General features: G+C 54.5%; 17 protein-coding genes. 3 read left to right on the top strand and 14 right to left on the bottom strand.

Going from position 1 to position 18,551, the window contains the following annotated elements:
* Nucleotides 1-21: 21 nt before the first annotated feature.
* The 6 genes from HCZ99_RS08010 to HCZ99_RS07985 form a co-directional block, all read right to left on the bottom strand.
* Nucleotides 22-1,497, bottom strand: a complete 1,476-nt coding sequence (locus tag HCZ99_RS08010; RefSeq protein WP_167446416.1) for a serine hydrolase domain-containing protein — start codon at nt 1,495-1,497, stop codon at nt 22-24.
* A gap of 104 nt (nt 1,498-1,601) precedes the next feature.
* Nucleotides 1,602-2,768, bottom strand: coding sequence for an MFS transporter (locus tag HCZ99_RS08005; protein WP_167446415.1), 1,167 nt, complete (start codon nt 2,766-2,768; stop codon nt 1,602-1,604).
* Between the two features lie 140 nt (nt 2,769-2,908).
* A complete protein-coding gene (locus tag HCZ99_RS08000; RefSeq protein WP_167446414.1) occupies nt 2,909-3,490 on the bottom strand; it encodes a helix-turn-helix domain-containing protein in 582 nt (193 codons plus the stop codon).
* A 141-nt stretch (nt 3,491-3,631) separates the two neighbouring features.
* Nucleotides 3,632-4,201, bottom strand: coding sequence for a 16S rRNA (guanine(966)-N(2))-methyltransferase RsmD (rsmD, locus tag HCZ99_RS07995; RefSeq protein WP_167446413.1), 570 nt, complete (start codon nt 4,199-4,201; stop codon nt 3,632-3,634).
* A gap of 6 nt (nt 4,202-4,207) precedes the next feature.
* Nucleotides 4,208-5,935: a pseudouridine synthase gene (locus HCZ99_RS20885; protein WP_167446412.1), complete on the bottom strand. Its 1,728-nt coding sequence runs from the start codon at nt 5,933-5,935 to the stop codon at nt 4,208-4,210.
* The gene (locus tag HCZ99_RS07985) at nt 5,932-6,654 is read right to left on the bottom strand and encodes a gamma-glutamyl-gamma-aminobutyrate hydrolase family protein (RefSeq protein ID WP_167446411.1); all 723 of its coding nucleotides are present in this window, start codon (nt 6,652-6,654) and stop codon (nt 5,932-5,934) included. Before HCZ99_RS07985 ends, HCZ99_RS20885 begins: the two co-directional genes overlap by 4 nt.
* A 335-nt stretch (nt 6,655-6,989) precedes the next feature.
* Here HCZ99_RS07985 and HCZ99_RS07980 point away from each other — a divergent pair, with 335 nt between their 5' ends.
* Nucleotides 6,990-7,442, top strand: a complete 453-nt coding sequence (locus tag HCZ99_RS07980; protein WP_167446410.1) for a nucleoside deaminase — start codon at nt 6,990-6,992, stop codon at nt 7,440-7,442.
* A gap of 93 nt (nt 7,443-7,535) precedes the next feature.
* Nucleotides 7,536-9,044, top strand: a complete 1,509-nt coding sequence (locus HCZ99_RS07975; protein WP_167446409.1) for a DASS family sodium-coupled anion symporter — start codon at nt 7,536-7,538, stop codon at nt 9,042-9,044.
* A gap of 112 nt (nt 9,045-9,156) precedes the next feature.
* Here HCZ99_RS07975 and HCZ99_RS07970 read toward each other — a convergent pair whose 3' ends face one another.
* From HCZ99_RS07970 to HCZ99_RS07945, 6 genes are all read right to left on the bottom strand, one after another.
* A complete protein-coding gene (locus tag HCZ99_RS07970) occupies nt 9,157-10,077 on the bottom strand; it encodes a ribokinase (protein ID WP_167446408.1) in 921 nt (306 codons plus the stop codon).
* Nucleotides 10,077-11,015, bottom strand: coding sequence for a dihydrodipicolinate synthase family protein (locus HCZ99_RS07965; RefSeq protein ID WP_167446407.1), 939 nt, complete (start codon nt 11,013-11,015; stop codon nt 10,077-10,079). Before HCZ99_RS07965 ends, HCZ99_RS07970 begins: the two co-directional genes overlap by 1 nt.
* Nucleotides 11,016-11,021: 6 nt before the next feature.
* Nucleotides 11,022-12,020: a phosphoglycerate dehydrogenase gene (locus tag HCZ99_RS07960; RefSeq protein WP_167446406.1), complete on the bottom strand. Its 999-nt coding sequence runs from the start codon at nt 12,018-12,020 to the stop codon at nt 11,022-11,024.
* Between the two features lie 6 nt (nt 12,021-12,026).
* A complete protein-coding gene (locus HCZ99_RS07955) occupies nt 12,027-13,304 on the bottom strand; it encodes a TRAP transporter large permease (RefSeq protein ID WP_167446405.1) in 1,278 nt (425 codons plus the stop codon).
* On the bottom strand, nt 13,301-13,807 hold the full coding sequence (locus HCZ99_RS07950) for a TRAP transporter small permease (protein WP_167446404.1): 507 nt from the start codon (nt 13,805-13,807) through the stop codon (nt 13,301-13,303). The genes HCZ99_RS07955 and HCZ99_RS07950 overlap by 4 nt, the downstream gene beginning before the upstream one ends.
* Before the next feature lie 84 nt (nt 13,808-13,891).
* A complete protein-coding gene (locus HCZ99_RS07945) occupies nt 13,892-14,902 on the bottom strand; it encodes a TRAP transporter substrate-binding protein (RefSeq protein WP_167446403.1) in 1,011 nt (336 codons plus the stop codon).
* A 134-nt stretch (nt 14,903-15,036) separates the two neighbouring features.
* Between HCZ99_RS07945 and HCZ99_RS07940 the strand changes: the two genes are divergently transcribed.
* Entirely contained in the window at nt 15,037-15,729 is a 693-nt protein-coding gene (locus tag HCZ99_RS07940) for a GntR family transcriptional regulator (RefSeq protein WP_167446810.1), read from the top strand.
* Between the two features lie 70 nt (nt 15,730-15,799).
* On the opposite strand, the gene HCZ99_RS07935 is transcribed toward HCZ99_RS07940, so the two are convergent.
* On the bottom strand, nt 15,800-17,401 hold the full coding sequence (locus HCZ99_RS07935) for a glucan biosynthesis protein (RefSeq protein ID WP_167446402.1): 1,602 nt from the start codon (nt 17,399-17,401) through the stop codon (nt 15,800-15,802).
* A 280-nt stretch (nt 17,402-17,681) separates the two neighbouring features.
* On the bottom strand, nt 17,682-18,428 hold the full coding sequence (locus HCZ99_RS07930) for an SDR family oxidoreductase (RefSeq protein WP_175581435.1): 747 nt from the start codon (nt 18,426-18,428) through the stop codon (nt 17,682-17,684).
* Nucleotides 18,429-18,551: the final 123 nt, after the last annotated feature.

Raw genomic sequence — 18,551 nt, 5'->3', positions numbered from 1 at the left:
CGCAGGGGCCCGCTAACCAGATTACCGAGCCGCTGGGGAACCCTGATCTTGATTGTCACCTTCATCGTCGCGACCATCTTCATTGCCGGTTTGTTTAGCGGCATTTGGATCAATGGTCGGGAAAAGCTGGCTTAGATTTGCGATAAACCCGCGCAGATCAAATGCATCGCGATCACGCGTCAGTCCAAGGCGCACGACAACTAATTCTTTGGAGGGAATGACGCTGATGGATTGACCGTCATGGCCCAGTGCGAAAAAGGCGTCCTTTGGAACCTGCGGCGTTTTGTTGTTCGCGTCGTCATTATCGCCCCCGGGCAGGTCGCGCCACCAATGTGCGCCATAGATGCCATTGGGGTCGGCTGGGGCGGGGCTGATGGAATAGTCGACCCAACCTTTGGGCAAAATGCGTTCACCGTCCCAAACGCCGTCTTGCAAGAAAAGTTGCCCAATCTTGGCCCAATCGCGTGCGGTGGCATGCATGAAGGTTGAGGCAATAAAATACCCGTCTTGATCGGTTTCAATCACCGCACTGTTAATGCCAAGGGGGCGGAACAAAAGATCCGTCGGACGTTTTTGATAAATGCCGCGTGTGCCGCTCTGGTTTAGGATCGCTGCTGACAGAATGTTGGTGGCACCCGAACTATAAGAAAACTCAGTGCCTGGCGGATCGATCAAGGGTTTGGCAACGGCAAAACCGGCGGCCGCGGGTTCGACAAACAGCATTTGCACAACATCGGACAGCGGATTTGCATAATTTTCATCAAATTCAAGGCCGCTTCGCATGCGCAGAAGGTTGTCATAGGTGATCGCAGCGCGGGGATCGTTGCCATTGGACTGCCATGCATTGATCGGGACCGGATCATTCATGTCACCGATCATGCCTTTAAGCTGCATGCTTCCTAAAAGCGCATTAAACACGCTTTTGGTTAAAGACCAGCCAGGAAGGCGCGTTTTGGCCGTAATGCCCTCGTCATAGCGTTCGGCAATGACCTTGCCCTGATGCAGGATCACAACGGCACGTGTGCGGCGTGTCGGTTTGGGGCCGGGTTCATCCATTACATCGAACAAAAGCGCGTTTAGCGCACGGCGTTCGACGTCTTTGGGCAACGGGCCGGTCATAAGCGGTTTGGCATCAACCGGTGTGATTAGGGGCGTGTTGCTGCGAAGCTGGGTGATTTGGTCGGCATCATCGGCCAAGACACATCCAAGAACCGGACGATAAATCGCTAAGCGCGTGCGAAATCCAAATACATGCGCACTGACCGTCTTATTGCGCAGATCAATATTGGTGGTAATCAACGACAAAAGCGCATTGTTGTCGGCAAGAACATCTTCGTCGCGCGCCCGGCTGGACGGCAGACCATCGACAAAGATTGCGGAACACATGATTTTGGCAGTGTAACCCGCACCAACTGGGGCAAGCCAAATGAAAAAAGCCGAAATGACAACAATGCCAAGCAATATCACACCGATAAAGATGGCCTTGATCCGTATCATTCCGTTTTCCCCGTTAAGCGCATCGCGGTACTTCCGACCACTTCAAGGTCAAAGGGTCGCTTGCTTCGCCGGGTAGGTCAAGTGATCGTAACGTATAGGTCACATTACGGGGCCACAGGTTTGTCCTTGGATTTTCCGGCCGAAACCAAAAAGCCGACCATATAAAACCCGGCAAGTACGCACGCGGCGCCAAACCATCCATTGTAATCAATCATGACGCCGGTGATTGGCGGCACGATGACGACAAAAATCTCGGCAAATTGGGCCAGCATCCCTTGCAGGGCCGGCATGGAAAGCCCGCCTTTGGCAATGCCGGGCAAAAGCGCAAAGCATGTACCGGCAACAGCCCCCTGCGATATGTTGAAGGTGATCAAAACCGCGATGCTAAGCGCGAAATTTGTGCTTAGGAAAAGCGCGGCAATTGACACCGCCAAGATTGGTAAAAACACCATCAGGATCGTGCGCCCGACAATACCCCGGCCAAGGGCCGTTCCCGCACCGACACTGCCGATGATGTTTCCGATAATCGCACTGCCGCCGATAATGCCTGCTGCCGGGGCAATGCCGATATGAAGGTTATCAACCAGCATGGCGGGCATAAACGCCAATGCCGCCGAGGTTGCCCCGCCAAAGGCAGAAAATGTCAGGGAAACTTTTAACGCCGCGCGGGACTTTAAAACCCCCATCACCCCAATCAGCATTGATTTGCGTGTCGTGCTGGGGATGGGTGGTGTCATGGCAAAGACAAGTGGTACCAATATCGCCACGGGAACGGTGCAGGCAACCACCGCCATGCGCCAATCAAGCCATACGGCCATCGCCGCACTGATCCAGTTGCCCAAGGCAATCCCGACGGGCACAAACGTACCCCAGATGCTCATGGCCATGGCGACAAGTTTTGGGTTCTCAAACCCGGCCATCCAGCTGGGCGCGCCGACCACGATCAACAGATATCCGATGCTGGTGACCAACCGCCCGACATAAAGCATGACCGCGATATCAGCGGTGGCAAAGATGGTTGCGCCAACGATCATCAGACCGCCACCCAGAACCAGCGATTTGCGCAAACCAGCACGTGCGGCCCAAACACCCGTCGGAATGGCGGTCAACGCCCCAGCCGCCGTGATCAGCGATGCCACAAGACCAAATTCCGCCTGACTTAATCCAAAACCGGCACGCAAATCCGGTGCGATTGGCCCGATCAGGCCGACTTGCATGGACGCGGTTAATCCAAGTCCATACAAAATAAAAATCGCAAAGATCGGTGGCATGTCGGCGTTTCCGTTTGGGGCGTTTCAGATGGTTTGGTGTACGGGCGGTGGTTTGTTCTTTGCGGTAGGTGCAAAATGCAAAAGCCGATTTCAGATGTACTGAAACCGGCCCGAAATATCCACGTATGAAATATACGCGATCAGATGTTTTGTGGTGCCTGATCAAATCCGGTGGTTAGGCGCACGGCAGTTCCATCGGACAGGAAAAACCGTTCCCATAAAATAAAACGATCGACAATGCGCAAAGGCGCGCCATCGCGCTGTGTGTTTCCAAATCCCAAATGATCGGTTTGGTCTTCGTGCCAGCCAATGCCATGCAGGCTTTTTTCCGCATCGGCAATTTCGGCGGTGGCAAACCGCCATAACGAAGTTCCCATCAGATCGGAAACGTCGCGTTGCCATTCGATTTCGCGTGGATGTGAAACACAGAGCAATCGATGCGATCTGTCTTCGATCAGATGAACGCGCTGGGCAGAATGAGTGACAAGCCGTTTGATCGCCTGATCAAGCCGGAAATTACGTTTGCGCGCCATCATTTGATGGAGCAGATCAAGCTGAAGCGGGGCAGGGCGTTGTACACCCTTTTCCCAGCGCGACACGGTTGCCTGTGTGACGCCCAAAATATCGCCAAGCCGTGATTGCTTGATGTCGCTTTGGCGTCGCCAAAGGCGCAACCGTTGGCCAAATTCCGCGTCCGGGGCAACTGGGGGTAGGGCTTCCATCACAATGAACCACCATCTGAACCAAGCATCGAGATCACGTGATCTTATGCCAGAACACTACCACAGATCACGAACCTATATAGCGACGAGCAATCAAAGCGCGATATTCAATGCTCGGACCAAGACCAGGTGATCAGCTGATCAGGCGTTATAGCGGCCGATGTCGATCTGGCATTTGCCGTATTTACGGCTGTCACACAGCGTAAATACGGCAAGCGTGATTTCCGGATCGCGTGGATCGCGTTCGGCGATGATCAATGTATTGCCATTAATCCATCCGGCATCGGCAAGGGCCGTGATGCTGGTTTCAAGCAATTGCTTGCCATAGGGCGGATCAAGGAAAATCATGCTGGCCGGTGCAGCGGCGCGCGGCGGTTTGGTAGCGTCGGCACGTTGAACACGTGCCTGATCGTCCATCTTCAAGCTGGCGATATTTTGTTCGATCACGGCCAAGGCGCTGCGGTCGGTATCAAACAAAACAGCCTTTTGCGCCCCGCGTGAAATTGCTTCAAGCCCCAAGGCGCCTGATCCGGCATAGGCATCAAGCACCACACCGTCAAACAACGGATGGAAATCATCCTCATACCAGCGTGATGCGTGTGACAGCATGCTAAAAAGCGCTTCACGCACACGATCAAGGGTCGGACGCGTATCGCGCCCGGCTGGTGGGGTTATGATCCGCCCACGATGACTGCCACCTACAATCCGCATTGTTGATTAGTCCTTCTTGCCGCGTGGTCGATTGCCTGCGGGCTTACGGCCCGGGGTGCTTGGTTTGCCGCCGGTACGACCGGTTGGTTTCCCGCCCGGCTTGCCGCGACCACCGGCAAAGTCAGCACCATCGCGCCGCCCGGTATCGCGGGATTGCGCGCGTGCGCCATCACGGCTGTTACCACCACGTGCGCCGTCGCGACCTGTATCGCGTCCGGTGTTGCCACGTGAACCACCATCACGGCTTCTGGTGTCGTCACCACGACCGCCGCCATCACGCGCACCTGCACCACCACGTGGGCCTGTGCTGCGCGCACCGCCATCGCGGTTTGCATTGCCACGGTTTCCACCGTCTCTGCCACCGTCGCGGCCAAAGCTTTCACGGCCACCGTCGCGTCCGCTATCGCGGCCACCATCACGACCACGGCTATCTCTGGAATCGGAACCGGCGAACTTACCGCGACCCGGTTTGTCGGATCCTGTTGCCCCGCCAGACGCATAACGACCGCGCCCCTTGTTGGTTGGGCGGCCTGAACTGCGATCATCACGGTCATCGCGTTCTGGGCGTGCGTTAGTTGCCGCTGGTTTTCCACGGCCACCGGGACGAGGGGCAGCACCGATACGCGGTTTGTCTAAACGGGCGGAGCCGCTGCGATTATCTACGCGTGCGCTACGTGCGTCCTCATTGCCGCGACCACGTGCGTTACCGCCATCGCGATCGGTGTCCTGACGGTCGCTGTCGGAACGATCCGATGGACGGCCATAGGAACGACCAGCCCCCGGACGGCCCGGATTTGGACGGCCTGAACGGCTGTCGCGTTGTTCGTCATCTTGGGCATTTGGGTTTTGCCCCGGTCCGCCTTGCGGGCGTTTACGCTGCGCGGGTTGGCCAAAGACCGTGCGCGGGGCTTTGGGGCGTGACGTCCCGCCGCGTGCCACGGATTTCTTTTCCGAAACCTTGCTGTAATCGCCTTTAAAGAACGCAGAAAGCTGTTCTTTCATCACCTTGCCGGTGATTTCTTCGCAGTCACCCGGTGCAAGGCCGCCCAATTGAAACGGACCATAAGACACACGCATCAAACGCGTTACCGGCCAACCAAGATGTTCCATCACGCGGCGGATTTCACGGTTTTTACCTTCGCGCAGCGTTACGGTCATCCAAGCGTTGGTATCTTTTTGAACGTCGACTTCGGCGTGGATCGATCCGTAATGGACCCCATCAACCGTCACGCCGTCTTCAAGTTGTTTCAGCTTGGATTCTTCGATGCGGCCATGCACGCGCACACGATACCGGCGCGCCCAACCAGTTGCCGGCAGTTCCAGATAACGGGCCAATTCGCCGTCATTGGTCAGCAACAGCAAACCTTCTGAGTTCAAATCAAGACGGCCAACCGAAATCACGCGCGGCACATAGCTTGGCAGATGTTCAAAGACCGTATCGCGGCCTTGTTCATCGCGGTGGCTGGTGACCAGCCCGCGTTTCTTAAACAGACGCCAAAGACGCGGCTTTTCCTTTTCCGGAAGCGGTTTGCCATTGACGTAAATCTCGTCGGCATCGGTGACGGTCACAGCCGGTGTATCAAGCACCTTGCCATTTAATTTCACCAGACCTTCTTCGATCATGCGCTCTGCATCGCGGCGCGAACAGACACCGGACCGCGCAATGCGTTTGGCAATGCGTTCGGATTTGGTGTCGTCGTTATTTTCTTCTGGGGTCGGGGTCTGGTCGCTCATGTGCGGGCCTCGGAAATCAGGGCGTCGAAAATCTTCGCATCGCCCGAACTGATATGAAATTCGGGATGCCACTGGACCCCGAGACAATAACGGTATTTTGGATGTTCAATGCCTTCGATCACGCCGTCAGGGGCGACCGAATTAATGATCACATCCGGGCCAACCCCATCAACCGCCTGATGGTGGGCGGAATTGACCGAAAGTGTTTTGACATCGCCAACGATTTTGGCAAGCAACGTGCCCGGTTCTACCGTCACATCGTGGCCCGCTTCATCGCGTGGGTTTGGTTGTTCGTGCGCCAGGCAGTTTTCGACGCTGTCGGGGATATGCTGAATAAGCGACCCACCCAGGATCACGTTTAACAATTGCTGCCCGCCACAAATGCCCAAAACCGGCATGTCACGTTTCAGCGCCCCATCGGCCATGGCCCATTCAAATTTAGTGCGCCGGTCTTTGGTGACAACCGTATCATGGACTTCGTCCGCACCAAACAGGGCGGGCGAAACATCAAATGCGCCGCCGGTCACGACCAGCCCGTCAATCAGATCAAGAAGGTCAGGCACCAGATCAACTTCGTGGGGCAGGGGCATGGGAATACCGCCAGCTGCTGTTACCGCACCCGCATAGTTTTCACGCAGCGCATACCACGGGAATTTGGAATAACCGCCTGCTTCTTCTGAATCGAGGGTAATACCAATGATCGGCTTGCGCATGGTCATAACGACGGGCCCTGCTTCTGGTGACAGATATACTAAATGAATTCTGGCGGAACCTACCCTTGCTGTCGCCTTAGGGCAACGTCAATTCACGCCGATGGTCTATGCGTTCGGTGCAAAGGGCAAAGAAATCGTGATTAGTATCGTTACTTGACCGATCCGATGGCAGGCCGCACTGTTGAATTTAACGCTGCCGCCCTATGAAATCGGTCGGAAAATCGTTTAAAACAAACGCCGTTCGGGTCGGCCTTGTTCCATGCCACGGCACGGATTAAGAACGGATCAAACACAGACCAAACAGATTGCCCCAATGCGCGCATCACCTGGATGAAAAAATCATGAGCACAGACAGCTTTATGCAAATGGCCCTTGAAGAAGCCCGGGCGGCGGCAAAGCGGGGCGAGGTGCCCGTGGGGGCGGTTTTGGTCGATGCCGACACTGGCGAGGTTTTGGCCCGTGCAGGCAACCTGACCGAAGAACTCAATGACCCAACGGCGCATGCCGAAATTCTTGTCATTCGGGCGGCGGCCGCTGCCAAGGCCGAGCCGCGACTGCCCAATTGCGATCTTTATGTCACGCTTGAACCGTGCCCAATGTGCGCGACGGCCATTTCGTTTGCCCGTCTGCGGCGTGTGTATTTTGGTGCCTATGACCCCAAAGGCGGCGGCGTTGATCACGGACCGCGCGTTTTTGAAAGCTCAAGCTGTCATCATCGCCCCGAAGTTTACGGCGGCATCGGCGAGATTGAAGCCAGTAAACTGCTCAAAGATTTTTTCGGATCACTGAGATAGATCAGGTCATACCCCGAATGGATAGGCTACAGCTTGCTGAGCCTAAAATGAATTCTCATTTCGGGTGACACTTGATTGACAGAGGATACGAAGATGTCTGTCCAAACGACGGTTGGCGAGCCAGCGAAAAAACCGACATCGAATAGACCCGCCTGGTTTAAGCCGGGCCTGATCTGTGCGATTGCAGCCTTGATCATCATCATGTTGCTGCCCACACCCGAAGGATTGCCCGTAGCTGGTCAACGGATGCTGGCGATTTTTGCCTTTGCTGTGATCATCTGGATCACAGAAGCACTTGATTATGCGGTAAGTGCGATTGTGATCGGGGCGTTGATTGCGATCACTTTAGGGCTTTCGCCTGATGTTGCGAACCCCGATGCGGTCTTGGGTACACGTAAAGGCCTGGCAACGACGATGGCCGGGTTTAGCAGTTCCGGGCTGGCCCTTGTGGCGGCGGCGTTATTGCTTTCGGCGGCCATGACGATTACGGGGCTTGATCGTCGAATTGCGATGTTTGTCTTGTCAAAGGTCGGCACGAAAACAAGCCACGTTGTCATCGGCTCAATCGTTGTGGCGACACTTCTGGCCTTTCTTGTGCCCAGTGCGACGGCACGTGCGGCGGCCGTGATCCCGATTATGGTCGGTATTATCTCGACCTTTGGGGCCGGTAAGCAAAGTCGTTTTTCAGGCCTGCTGATCCTAACGACAGTTCAGGCGGTCAGTATCTGGAATGTCGGCATTAAAACTGCGGCGGCGCAAAACATGGTTGCCGTTGGCTTCTTGCAACGCGCGTTTGGCATCGATATTACGTGGCTTGATTGGTTTATCGCGGCAGCACCGTTTTCGCTTGTGATGTCAATCGGGCTGTATTTCATCATGATGTATATGATGCCACCCGAACACGAAACCATCCCTGGCGGGAAGGAAAGTGTTGAAAAGGCGCTTAAAGAAATCGGCCCGATGACTTGGCGCGAAAAAAGGTTGCTGTGTGTCTCTTTGGTGCTGGTGTTCTGCTGGGCGACAGAGGGCGTTCTGCATTCCTTTGACAGCCCAACATTGACAGTGATTGCCGTCGCACTGTTGTTTGCGCCGGGCATTGGCGTGATGAAATGGAAAGAAGCCAACGCAAGCTATCCGTGGGGAACCATTGTTCTTTTCGGCATTGGTATCAGCTTGGGAACTGCTTTGTTGGCAACCGGTGCAGCACCATGGCTTGCCAAGTTTGTTGTGGTTCAATTTGGCTTGGACGGGCTTGGTCCGTTTGCAATATTTGCCATTCTCGCACTGTTTTTGATTATCGTGCATCTTGGTTTTGCCAGTGCAACCGCCCTTGCATCGGCAATGATCCCGATTGTGATCGCGGTGATGGGGCAGGTCGATGCGCAGGGCATGAATGCCTTTGGCATGACGATCCTTTTGCAGTTCGTCGTTAGCTTTGGCTTTATCTTGCCGGTCAATTCCCCACAAGGGATGGTCGCGCACGGTACTGGCACCTTTGAGGTACGTGATTTCATCCGCACCGGGATTGCCTTGACGGTGATGGCGTATCTTTTGTCATTGCTGTTTGCGGCAACCTATTGGAAATGGATCGGAATGATCTAGGCCAAGCTGGCATATCAACGAAAAAGCCCATCGGCGAACCGATGGGCTTTTTTTATGACTGCTGATCCTAGTTGGCGTTGCCGTCAAAAGGATACATCAATGTCGATGTTGCTTAGGCCGGTTGCGATACCAGCCTATCAAGATCCGCACGGCTTGGTGCCGATGCCGCTGCCCCATATTGGGTGGTGGCAAGCGCGCCCGCACCCGATGCAAAGCGAAGGGCGTCTTCGGTATCCATGCCTTCGCTCAGTGCGACGGCCAAGGCGCCGCAGAAGCAATCACCCGCGGCAACCGCGTCAATGGCGTTCACCTTAAACGGAAGCATATATCCGACAGTGCCATTCTTGGTCGCGTAGTAAAGGCCGTTGGCCCCCATTTTAACCACCGCAAGCGACGGTCCCATCGCAACAAGTGCGTGGGCGGCGCGAAGCGCAGATTCTTTGTCGACCGGACGAATCCCTGTTAGGGCTTCTGCCTCGGTTTCGTTGGGGGTGACGACGTCTGCTGCGGCCAAAACCGCATCAATCGGTGCGTCTGGAACCGGTGCCGGATCAAGGATCACGGTGGCACCGCGTTGCTTGGCGGCCTGCATTGCCGCAAGGGTTGCTTTGATCGGTGTTTCGAACTGAAATACCGCCACTTTGCACCCGTCAAACACTGCGGCATCCGGTCCGTCATCCGCCCATGCCATATTGGCCCCGCCAACCACCGTAATGGTGTTTTGCGATTCCTTGTCGACATGGATCAACGCATTGCCACTTGCCGCTTCATCAAAGGTTTTGATGTCGGACATATCCACGCCATAGCCCGAAAGCTCGGCACGGATGGTGTCGGCAAAGGCATCTTTGCCAAGGGCCGTCACAAACCGGACTTTGTCGGTGCTGAGTTTGGTGGCAGCGACAGCCTGATTAGCGCCTTTGCCGCCGAGGCCGGAAATCTGACGCAGCGCATGCAAAGTCTCCCCCGCGCGGGGGAGACTGTTTACATAGACCGTAAAATCGAGATTAACCGATCCAAAAACGGTGATCGACATTAGTTGGCTCCAAGAGCAGCGATCTTAGCGCGGAAGTATTCGGTACCTTGGACAACGCGATCCATCACATCGTCCAAAGCCCAGAAACGTTCGCGGATATCAAAATCGATCACACGGCAATTATCGGATTTAAGGGTGCCGATACGCTGGTGATACTGTTTTGCCAGCTTCGGATAGCCCATCGGTTCGGTCGCAGCGGAAAGAACCAGGAAGACAGCCAGTTCTTCGGCCAGTTCCATGTTGTCTTTGCCGTGATCTTTGATCCAACGATACAGATCCGGGTGGATGTTGTTAAACACACCACAGAAGCCGGTTGAGCCCGCCTGAAGCGCTTTCCAAGCAATCGCCGCATTGGCATTGTTGATGCCAAACGGGGTGCCCTTCGTCAGTTCAATCCGGCGTTTAACCGTCTCAAGATCGCAAGAAACGTCTTTGAGCAGGCTGAAACGACCGGTCTGGGCGCAATATGAAATTTCATCATCGGTCAGAAGACGGCGATACGGTGCTGGGCATTCATACATGCCAAGCTGCATGTCTGCTGGCAGGTGATCAAGAATCGCATCAAGGTTGGCACGCAGAACGTCGCTTCCTTCGTCTGCCTTGGCAAGACGGTTGGAAACAAGAACAATTCCATCAACACCGGTATCGACCAATGCACCAAGTTCAGCTTTCTGATCGTCCAGGGCGTCTGAAACGTGACCTGATGCAACGACCGGAACGCGACCGGCAACTTTTTCGGCGGTGAATTTCGCAAGATCAACGCGTTCCTGAAGCGACAGGAACTGCATTTCCGACGACTGGCAGACGGCAAACAGTGATTCTGCGCCATTGGCCAGATACCATTCGATCAGTTTTTCGTAGTCTTCCCAATCGATGTTGCCGTTCGTGTCGAACGGGGTCAGCATGACGGGAATGATACCGTGGGCGATTTTACTCATGTTCTATTACTCCTGACCGGCAGCAAGTGTTTCAGGATTGACGACATACGGTGTCAATTCAGATGGATTTCCATTCAGCCATGCCAGAATGTTCGCAACGCAACGGCCTGTTACGCGCTCTTCTGCCATTTTGTCCATGCCTGAGACATGCGGGCTAAGGATAACGTTGGCGAAACCACGAAGCGCACTGCCCGCTGGCAGCGGTTCGGTTTCAAACACATCAAGACCCGCACCAGCGATCTGACCGCTTTCAAGTGCACGGACCAAGGCGGCTTCGTCAATCAGCGGGCCACGTGACGTGTTGATCACGATGACGCTGTTTTTCATTTTGGCGAACGCTTCGTCATTCAGGATATGACGGGTTTCTGGCGTTGACGGCGCATGCACCGAAATCAGGTCAGATTCGGCAAGAACGGTTTCAAGCGAAACGGAAATGACGTTGGCTTCTTTGGCTTGTTCTTCGGTCAGGAACGGATCAAAGACCATGACTTTCATGCCCTGACCGTTCAGACGGCGTGCCATCGCACCACCGATACGACCCAAACCGATCAAACCAGCGGTCCGGCCCCAAAGACCAGGATGGAAACCATCAAAGGTCCAGTTGCCTTCTTTGACCATGGCATCACGGCGGCCAATGCCACATGCCAGCGACAAAGCCATGGCGTGTGCATATTCGGCGACGCTTTCATGGTTCTGGCCAAATGCCATTGCCAACGGAATACCCGCAGCAGTCGCCGCAGGAACGTTTACCTTGTCATAACCGACGCCCCAGCGCGCGATGATTTTAAGGTCGCTGGCCGATGCGATCACATCGGGGGTATAGGGTTCGCCGCCGGCGATGGTGGCAACCACGTCTTTTGACAAAAGCTCTTTGAGGCGCTGTTCATCTGGCAGACGGCCGGTTTCGTTTACTTCGACAACATAGCCAGCCTCACGAAGCGGATCGAAAAGGCTGCATTGATTGGTGAATTGCTCGGTCAGAACGAGCACTTTATTTGCTGTCATGTGTTGTTACTCGACAAGATTGGGAAGGAAGGTCACGAGATCCGGCCAGAAGATCAGCAGTGCAATGGCTGCAAACTGCGCGATCAGGAATGGGAGAATCGCGATAAACATGCGGTTGATTTTGATGTTGCCTATTTGTGCGGCGACAAACAGACAGACGCCAACCGGCGGGGTCATCAGGCTTAAGGTCCCCGAAAGCAGGAAGACGATTGCAAACTGCATTTCGTCGATGCCAAGGCTGCGCGCAATCGGCAGGAAAATCGGCGCAAGCAGCAGAACCTGAACACCCGGTTCAAGGAAGAAGCCAGCAATCGTCAGAACCGCTAAAACAAAGAACAAGAACACCGTCGGATTATCGGCAAACAAGCCGGTCAATTCGCGGATACCACTTGTGGCGCCCGTCACGGTCAGCACATAGGACAGGACCGATGCACCCGCGACGACAAGATACAGGCTTGAAGTCGTCCGAATGGAGGTTTTAAGCGCACCAAACACATCCTTGTTTGACAGGCTACGTAGGATGAAGCGCGCCAGAACGAACGCATAAACGCAGGCAATGCCACCGGCTTCGGTCGCGGTAAAGGCGCCTGAAAGGGTACCTGTTACGATAAAGACCGGGATTGAAAACACCAGAAGGCTTTCGATCACCAAAGAGCCCAATGGTTTTTTGACCGCTTCGATTTCGCCTTTTGGCAGGCCCTTGGTCGCGCCGACGATAAAGACAACAACCGCACATGCAAAACCAAGAAGAAGGCCCGGAATGATCCCGGCGATAAACAGCTTGATGATCGAAACCTGTGCGACAGATGCATAAACGATCATGATGACGGACGGCGGAATAATCGGCCCGATCATCGAACTTGCGACCGTGACCGCGGCGGAAAATTCGCGGGTGTAACCCTGTTTGGGCATGCCGTTGATAAAGATCTTACCAAGGGCTGCGGTATCGGCGATGGCGGTTCCCGAGATGCCTGCAAAGAATACCGATGCCAAAATGTTGGCATAGGCAGCACCACCACGCAGCCAACGGGTGGTTTTGGCCGCAAAGGTGATCAGGGTTTCGGTGATCCCACCACGGTTCATCAGTTCGCCCGCAAAGATATAAAATGGTGCCGCGAGGAGCGAAAAGTTATCAAGCGAACTGAAAAAGCGGTTCGGGATCAGAACCATTGGGAAGTTGGCAAACCATGCGGACGCCGCACCGGTCAAACCCAAAGAAACGGCAATTGGTACACTGGCAAGAACCAGCCCAAAGAACATGGCAAATACAGCTACGGGACTCATTCTTCTTCCTCCCCTCTGTTGGGGGCTGGGGGATCGAAGTAGGCGGCAATCGCCTGAATTGCGATCATCAGATAACCGACAACAACCGACGCATAGGGGATCCACATCGGGATGCGGATTGACGGCGACACTTGGCCGGTATCAAGCAAAAATGGAAAGCCAACCGCGACCACAACGCCGGAAAGCGCAAGTGTTGCAATAAGCGATATGTTGGCCGAAATTCTTAAGAATATCGGGTGCTGGAACAAATCGATCGCCATTTGTTCGCCGTGCCGGAACGTTGCCCCAGCGGCAAGATAGACCGCCCAAACGATGCCATAACGCATGGCTTCTTCGCTCCATCCAACGGGGGATGAAAAGATATAGCGGGCGACAACGGCGGTCAGATTGACGACGATGATCAAGCCAAGAATGACTGCGGCCAGCCATTCGGTGGCATCCGCCAACCTGCGAGACCAGCGCAGAAATACGTTCTGCTGGCGCGCCGGTGTGGTTGCTGTCATGGTTTTAATTCCCGGGAATGATAAGGTTCCGCCACCCCCGGGTGGGAGTGGCGGCTTATTCGCAGAAAGCGCGTGTACTCAGACTTAGTACAGCTTGCCTTCGGTTTCTTTGACTTCAGCAATGAAGTTCTGCACGAACTCAGCGCCAAGTTCTTCGGACAAGAAGTCGATAACCGGCTGCTGAGACGCATCACGCAGCGCCTGCTTTTCTTCGGGGGAGTTGACGTAAACTTCAACGCCCATATCGCGAATGCGCTGGGTATCGGTCAGGTAGCCCTGGCCTTTGCCCGCAAGCATGATCGAGTCGTACAACTGAACCCCATCCAAGACCGCCGCACGGCTCTGTTCATCCAGACCATCAAGGAAGGACGGATTTACATAGGTGAACACGGCCGAGAAGATGTGCTCATCAAGTGACATGTACTTGATCACTTCGGCCCAACCACCGTTGATCACGGTTGAAGGCGGGTTTTCACCACCGTCAACAACGCCCTGACGGATGGCCATCGCACTTTCCGGGAACGGAATCGGCGTAGGTGCCGCGCCGAGGCTTTCCATCAAGGAAATCATCACCGGGCTTTCCATCGAACGCAGTTTCAGACCTTCAAGGTCTTTTGGCATTTTGATCGGGTGCTTGTTATTGACGAAGTTACGGAAACCATCCGCAGCAAAGCCAACAATACGCAGACCAGAGGTTTCTTCGACGTCTTTGACGAAGTCATCCATAATCGGGGCTTCGTTCATGAAAGTCATCGCTGAACGGGTCGAGCGGAACAGGTACGGAACCGACAAAACCTGAACTTTTGGGTAGAAGGATGCCAAGGCGCCATCCGTGGTGGCCGTCATCTGGAAGATGTTGTTACGGACATTTTCCAGAAGTTCGCGGTCACCGCCGACTCCACCATGAAGAAGCTGCACGTCGACTTCACCGTTTGAGTGAAATTCAACATACTGCTTGAACGCCTTCATGGCGCGGGTTTCGGGGTTGTCTGCCTCAGGCAGGGTGGTGGCAAAACGCAGGGTTTCAGCGTGTGCTGCACTGACTGCGATGAGACTCAGCGCAAGGGCGCCAAAAGTCTTGAATACTGTTTTCATATTTCCTCCCATTGATGTTAGTTTTGCAATTAATGCATCACTAACGTGCAATCAAAATACAGCTAACATGTCAGTTTATTGTTAGCAAGAAAGCATCACATAAAACCAGGGAGAGGGCGGGTTTGACTGAAAAAATGAATATTGTTCAAGACGATAGCAGCAAACCAAAAAGGAATTCAGGGGAGCTTCTGCGACGTCTGGCGTATGAACGAATTGAAAAATTTCTCAATATTGGCAGACTCCGTCCCGGCCAAGTCGTCTCGCAGCGCGAACTTGTCGTCATGACCGACACCACCCTTGGTGCCGTCCGCGAGGCCGTCTCAAGATTAGAGGCCGAAGGGCTTTTGCAAACGCTGCCGCAGCGGGGCCTGATGGTTCCCAGCCTTGATATTTCGTTTGTGCGCGATGCCTATCAATTGCGCCGCATGATTGAGATTGAGGCCCTGCGCAATGCCAAAGACAATATCCCGGCATCCCAGCGCCAAGCCTGGGTTGACTGGCATAAGGATTTTCGGTCGCGGATCGGCCGAAACCCGGGCGAGGATATGGCAGGCGAGATGCAGGCATATGACTGGCAGATGCATGACGATATTGTTGGGTCGATGCATAATGCGTTGATCAACAACGTTTACCGTGTGGCCGCGATTAAAACCCGAATGGTGGTTCAGTCCCTTATCCGCGTGACCCCTTATAATGCGGACCGCGTTGTGGATGAACATATGGCGTTTTTAGAACCGCTGCTTGATGGCGATATCCAAGCGGCCTGTGACGCGCTTGGCCGCCACATTGATAATTCGCTTAATCTGGCGCTGGGCCGTGCGGTTTAAAAAAACAAACCCGCATTTCCATCATTGGGAATGCGGGTTTGCTGTTGGGTCTTAAGATTGAAACGACTGATTAGTTCTGCGTTTGGCCTTGCAGTGCGGGCAAATGCTGGAACATCCAGGTTTCGCTTAGCGGTGCGTCACCGCGTTTCAAATACATCCGCAAATCAACCGGGTCTGTGCCAGCTGCCTTAAGGTCAAAGGCCGCACGCCACGTCCGGGTATCCATGATCGGTTCGATCTTGGTGCGGACAATCTCGCCGCGTGATGTTGAAACGATGACTTCCGGGAACTCGCCATATTCAAGGGTGCCCAAAACATCGCCTTCAAATTCGACCGAAAACTTGATCTCGTCCTTCGGGCGGTTGGTCCCCGGTTCCCCACCGCGGCCCATCCGGGTTGCGGTGGCTTTGGCAAGGTCGGTCACCGGATATGGGTTTTCGGCCTGCCAATACAGGCGGTATTTAAACTCATAACTGTTGCCGGCCTTGGCCGGTTCTTCGGGGACCCAGAACGATGCGATATTGTCGTGGATTTCATCATCGGTCGGGATTTCGATCAGCTGGACAGCACCATTTTTCCAATCGCCTTGCGGTTCAACCCACAGGCTGGGGCGGCGGTGATAACGCACGCCGTCCAGATAATGGGTAACATTGCGATCACGCTGCATCAGGCCAAATCCGCGCGGGTTATTGTCGCCAAAGGCCGATGCACGAATGACTTCGGGGTTGTTCAGCTGGCGCCAGATGCGCTCGCCGCCACCGGTCCAAAGTTCCAGCCCATCGGAATCATGAACTTCCGGGCGCCAGTCAAAGCGGAATGATTTGTTTTGTTCGGAATACCAGAACATGCTGGTCAGCGGTGCAACGCCAAGACGTTCGATGTCTTTGCGGATAAACAGGTGCTTTTCGATATCCATCGTCACACCCTTGCCGCGATACAGCAGGAATTTATACGCACCCGTGATGCTTGGCCCATCGAGAAGGGCATAGATCGTAACCGGGTCTTCGGCTGATTTGGCCGGTTCGATATAAAATTCGCGGAAATCTGGGAATTCTTCTGGCTTAGAAGTTGCGGTGTTGACCGCAATCCCACGGGCAGACAGGCCATATTGGCCTTCATCCCCGATGGCGCGGAAATAGGACGCGCCAAGAAACGCCGCCCAGTCCTGGGTTTTCCAGTCATCCCGATCCAGATTTTCATGCAGGCGGAACCCGGCAAAGCCACTATTGTCGGGCAGTTTCCGCGCAATGCTGTCTTCGGGCATGTCAAAGTAATCTGGGCGATAGACAACTTCGCGGGCTGCATCGCCTTCGAGCAAATACATGTGTACCGGTTTTGCGAAATACATGCCCAGATGGAAAAAGGTCATCGGATAGGTGCCCGATCCATCGGCAAACGGCGCGTGATCGCGCTTGTAATGCAGCTTGCCGTGGGTGTCGTAATCAATCCGGCCAACAATTGATGGGTCCGGGGCAATAGGGGCGACATATTCGTTGCCTGCCATGGTGCGCGCACGGTCAATTAAGGCCGCAAAATCAAACTTTTGCGCATCGCCCAGTTCAAGCGCGTCATTGGCGGCCATTGCCGCACCAAACATCGACATCCCCGGAAGGATGACACCAGCAGCGGCCACGGATTTCAAAAAACGTCTGCGTTCCAAAGAAGTCGTCATTCACCAAGTCCCGATTATGAAATGTGCCGGAATACTACCAGACAGTGTGGAGTTAATCGGGATGAATGATGGCAAATTCAAGGTGCTACATATCCTGTCCCGAAAATCTCGGGGACATCCATACGCCTTCACTTGGTGGAACGGAATGGAAATAATGCGATGACAGGATCAAACGAAAACACCGGACCGGCAAAGGGCCGGTCCGGTGCGGTTTGCGTCAGAATCCAACCCGACAATCGGTGCGGGTTTGGGGCAGGTTTGGCGGGGGACGTTTGCCGGATTAGAAAGCTGACGCGGTCGGGCGGACTATGACTTCGTTCACATCAACATCAGCAGGTTGATCAATCGCATAAAGCACGGCACGCGCAATCGCATCCGGGCTTAAGGCAAGTTTGCGGAACTCGGTCAAAAGCGCTTTGCTGGTTTCATCACTAATGTCGTGGCCTAGTTCGGTTTCGACCACGCCGGGCGAAATCGTGGTGACGCGGACATTGGTGCTTTCTTGACGCAGGCCTTCGGAAATTGCCCAAACGGCATGTTTGGTGGCGCAGTAAACGGCTCCGCTTGGGACGACCACATGGGCACCAATCGATGCGGTGTTAATAACGTGGCCGCTGCCTTGTTCGCCGAAAATCGGCAACACGGCTGCAATGCCATTTAGAACACCACGAATGTTGACGTTGATCATATTGTCCCATTCGTCGATTTTAAGCTCCGACATTGGGGCAAGCGGCATGACACCGGCATTATTATAGAGCACATCAACGCGACCAAACATGTTTTTGGCGTGATAGACAAGGGCTTCGACACTTTCGGCATCGGTGACATCGACCGCGCGGGCCATGGCAGTACCGCCGGCGGCTTCGATCTCGGTTGCGATGGTATCAAGGCGTTCTGTGCGCCGGGCACCCAAAACAACATTCGCACCATTTTTGGCCAGAAGCCGTGCGGTTGCCTCACCAATGCCGCTGCTGGCACCTGTGATAATAACGGTTTTGTTTTCGGCGTGATTAATCGGGTTCGTCATGACAACCTCCGTGTGTTTGTGTCATGGCGCTTACTGTGTCCGTCCCGACCCGTTTGTTGAATACACAGAACTCGGCATAGATTGCCTAATCCTCCAATTTGGGCATGTCGTCCTTTGCAGTGG

Origin of the sequence: Thalassospira lucentensis, assembly GCF_011806425.1 — a bacterium.
In the GTDB taxonomy this organism is placed as follows: Bacteria; Pseudomonadota; Alphaproteobacteria; order Rhodospirillales; family Thalassospiraceae; genus Thalassospira; species Thalassospira lucentensis_B.
Note: the sequence above shows the minus strand (reverse complement) of the source record. Positions and strands in the feature narration are given on the sequence as shown.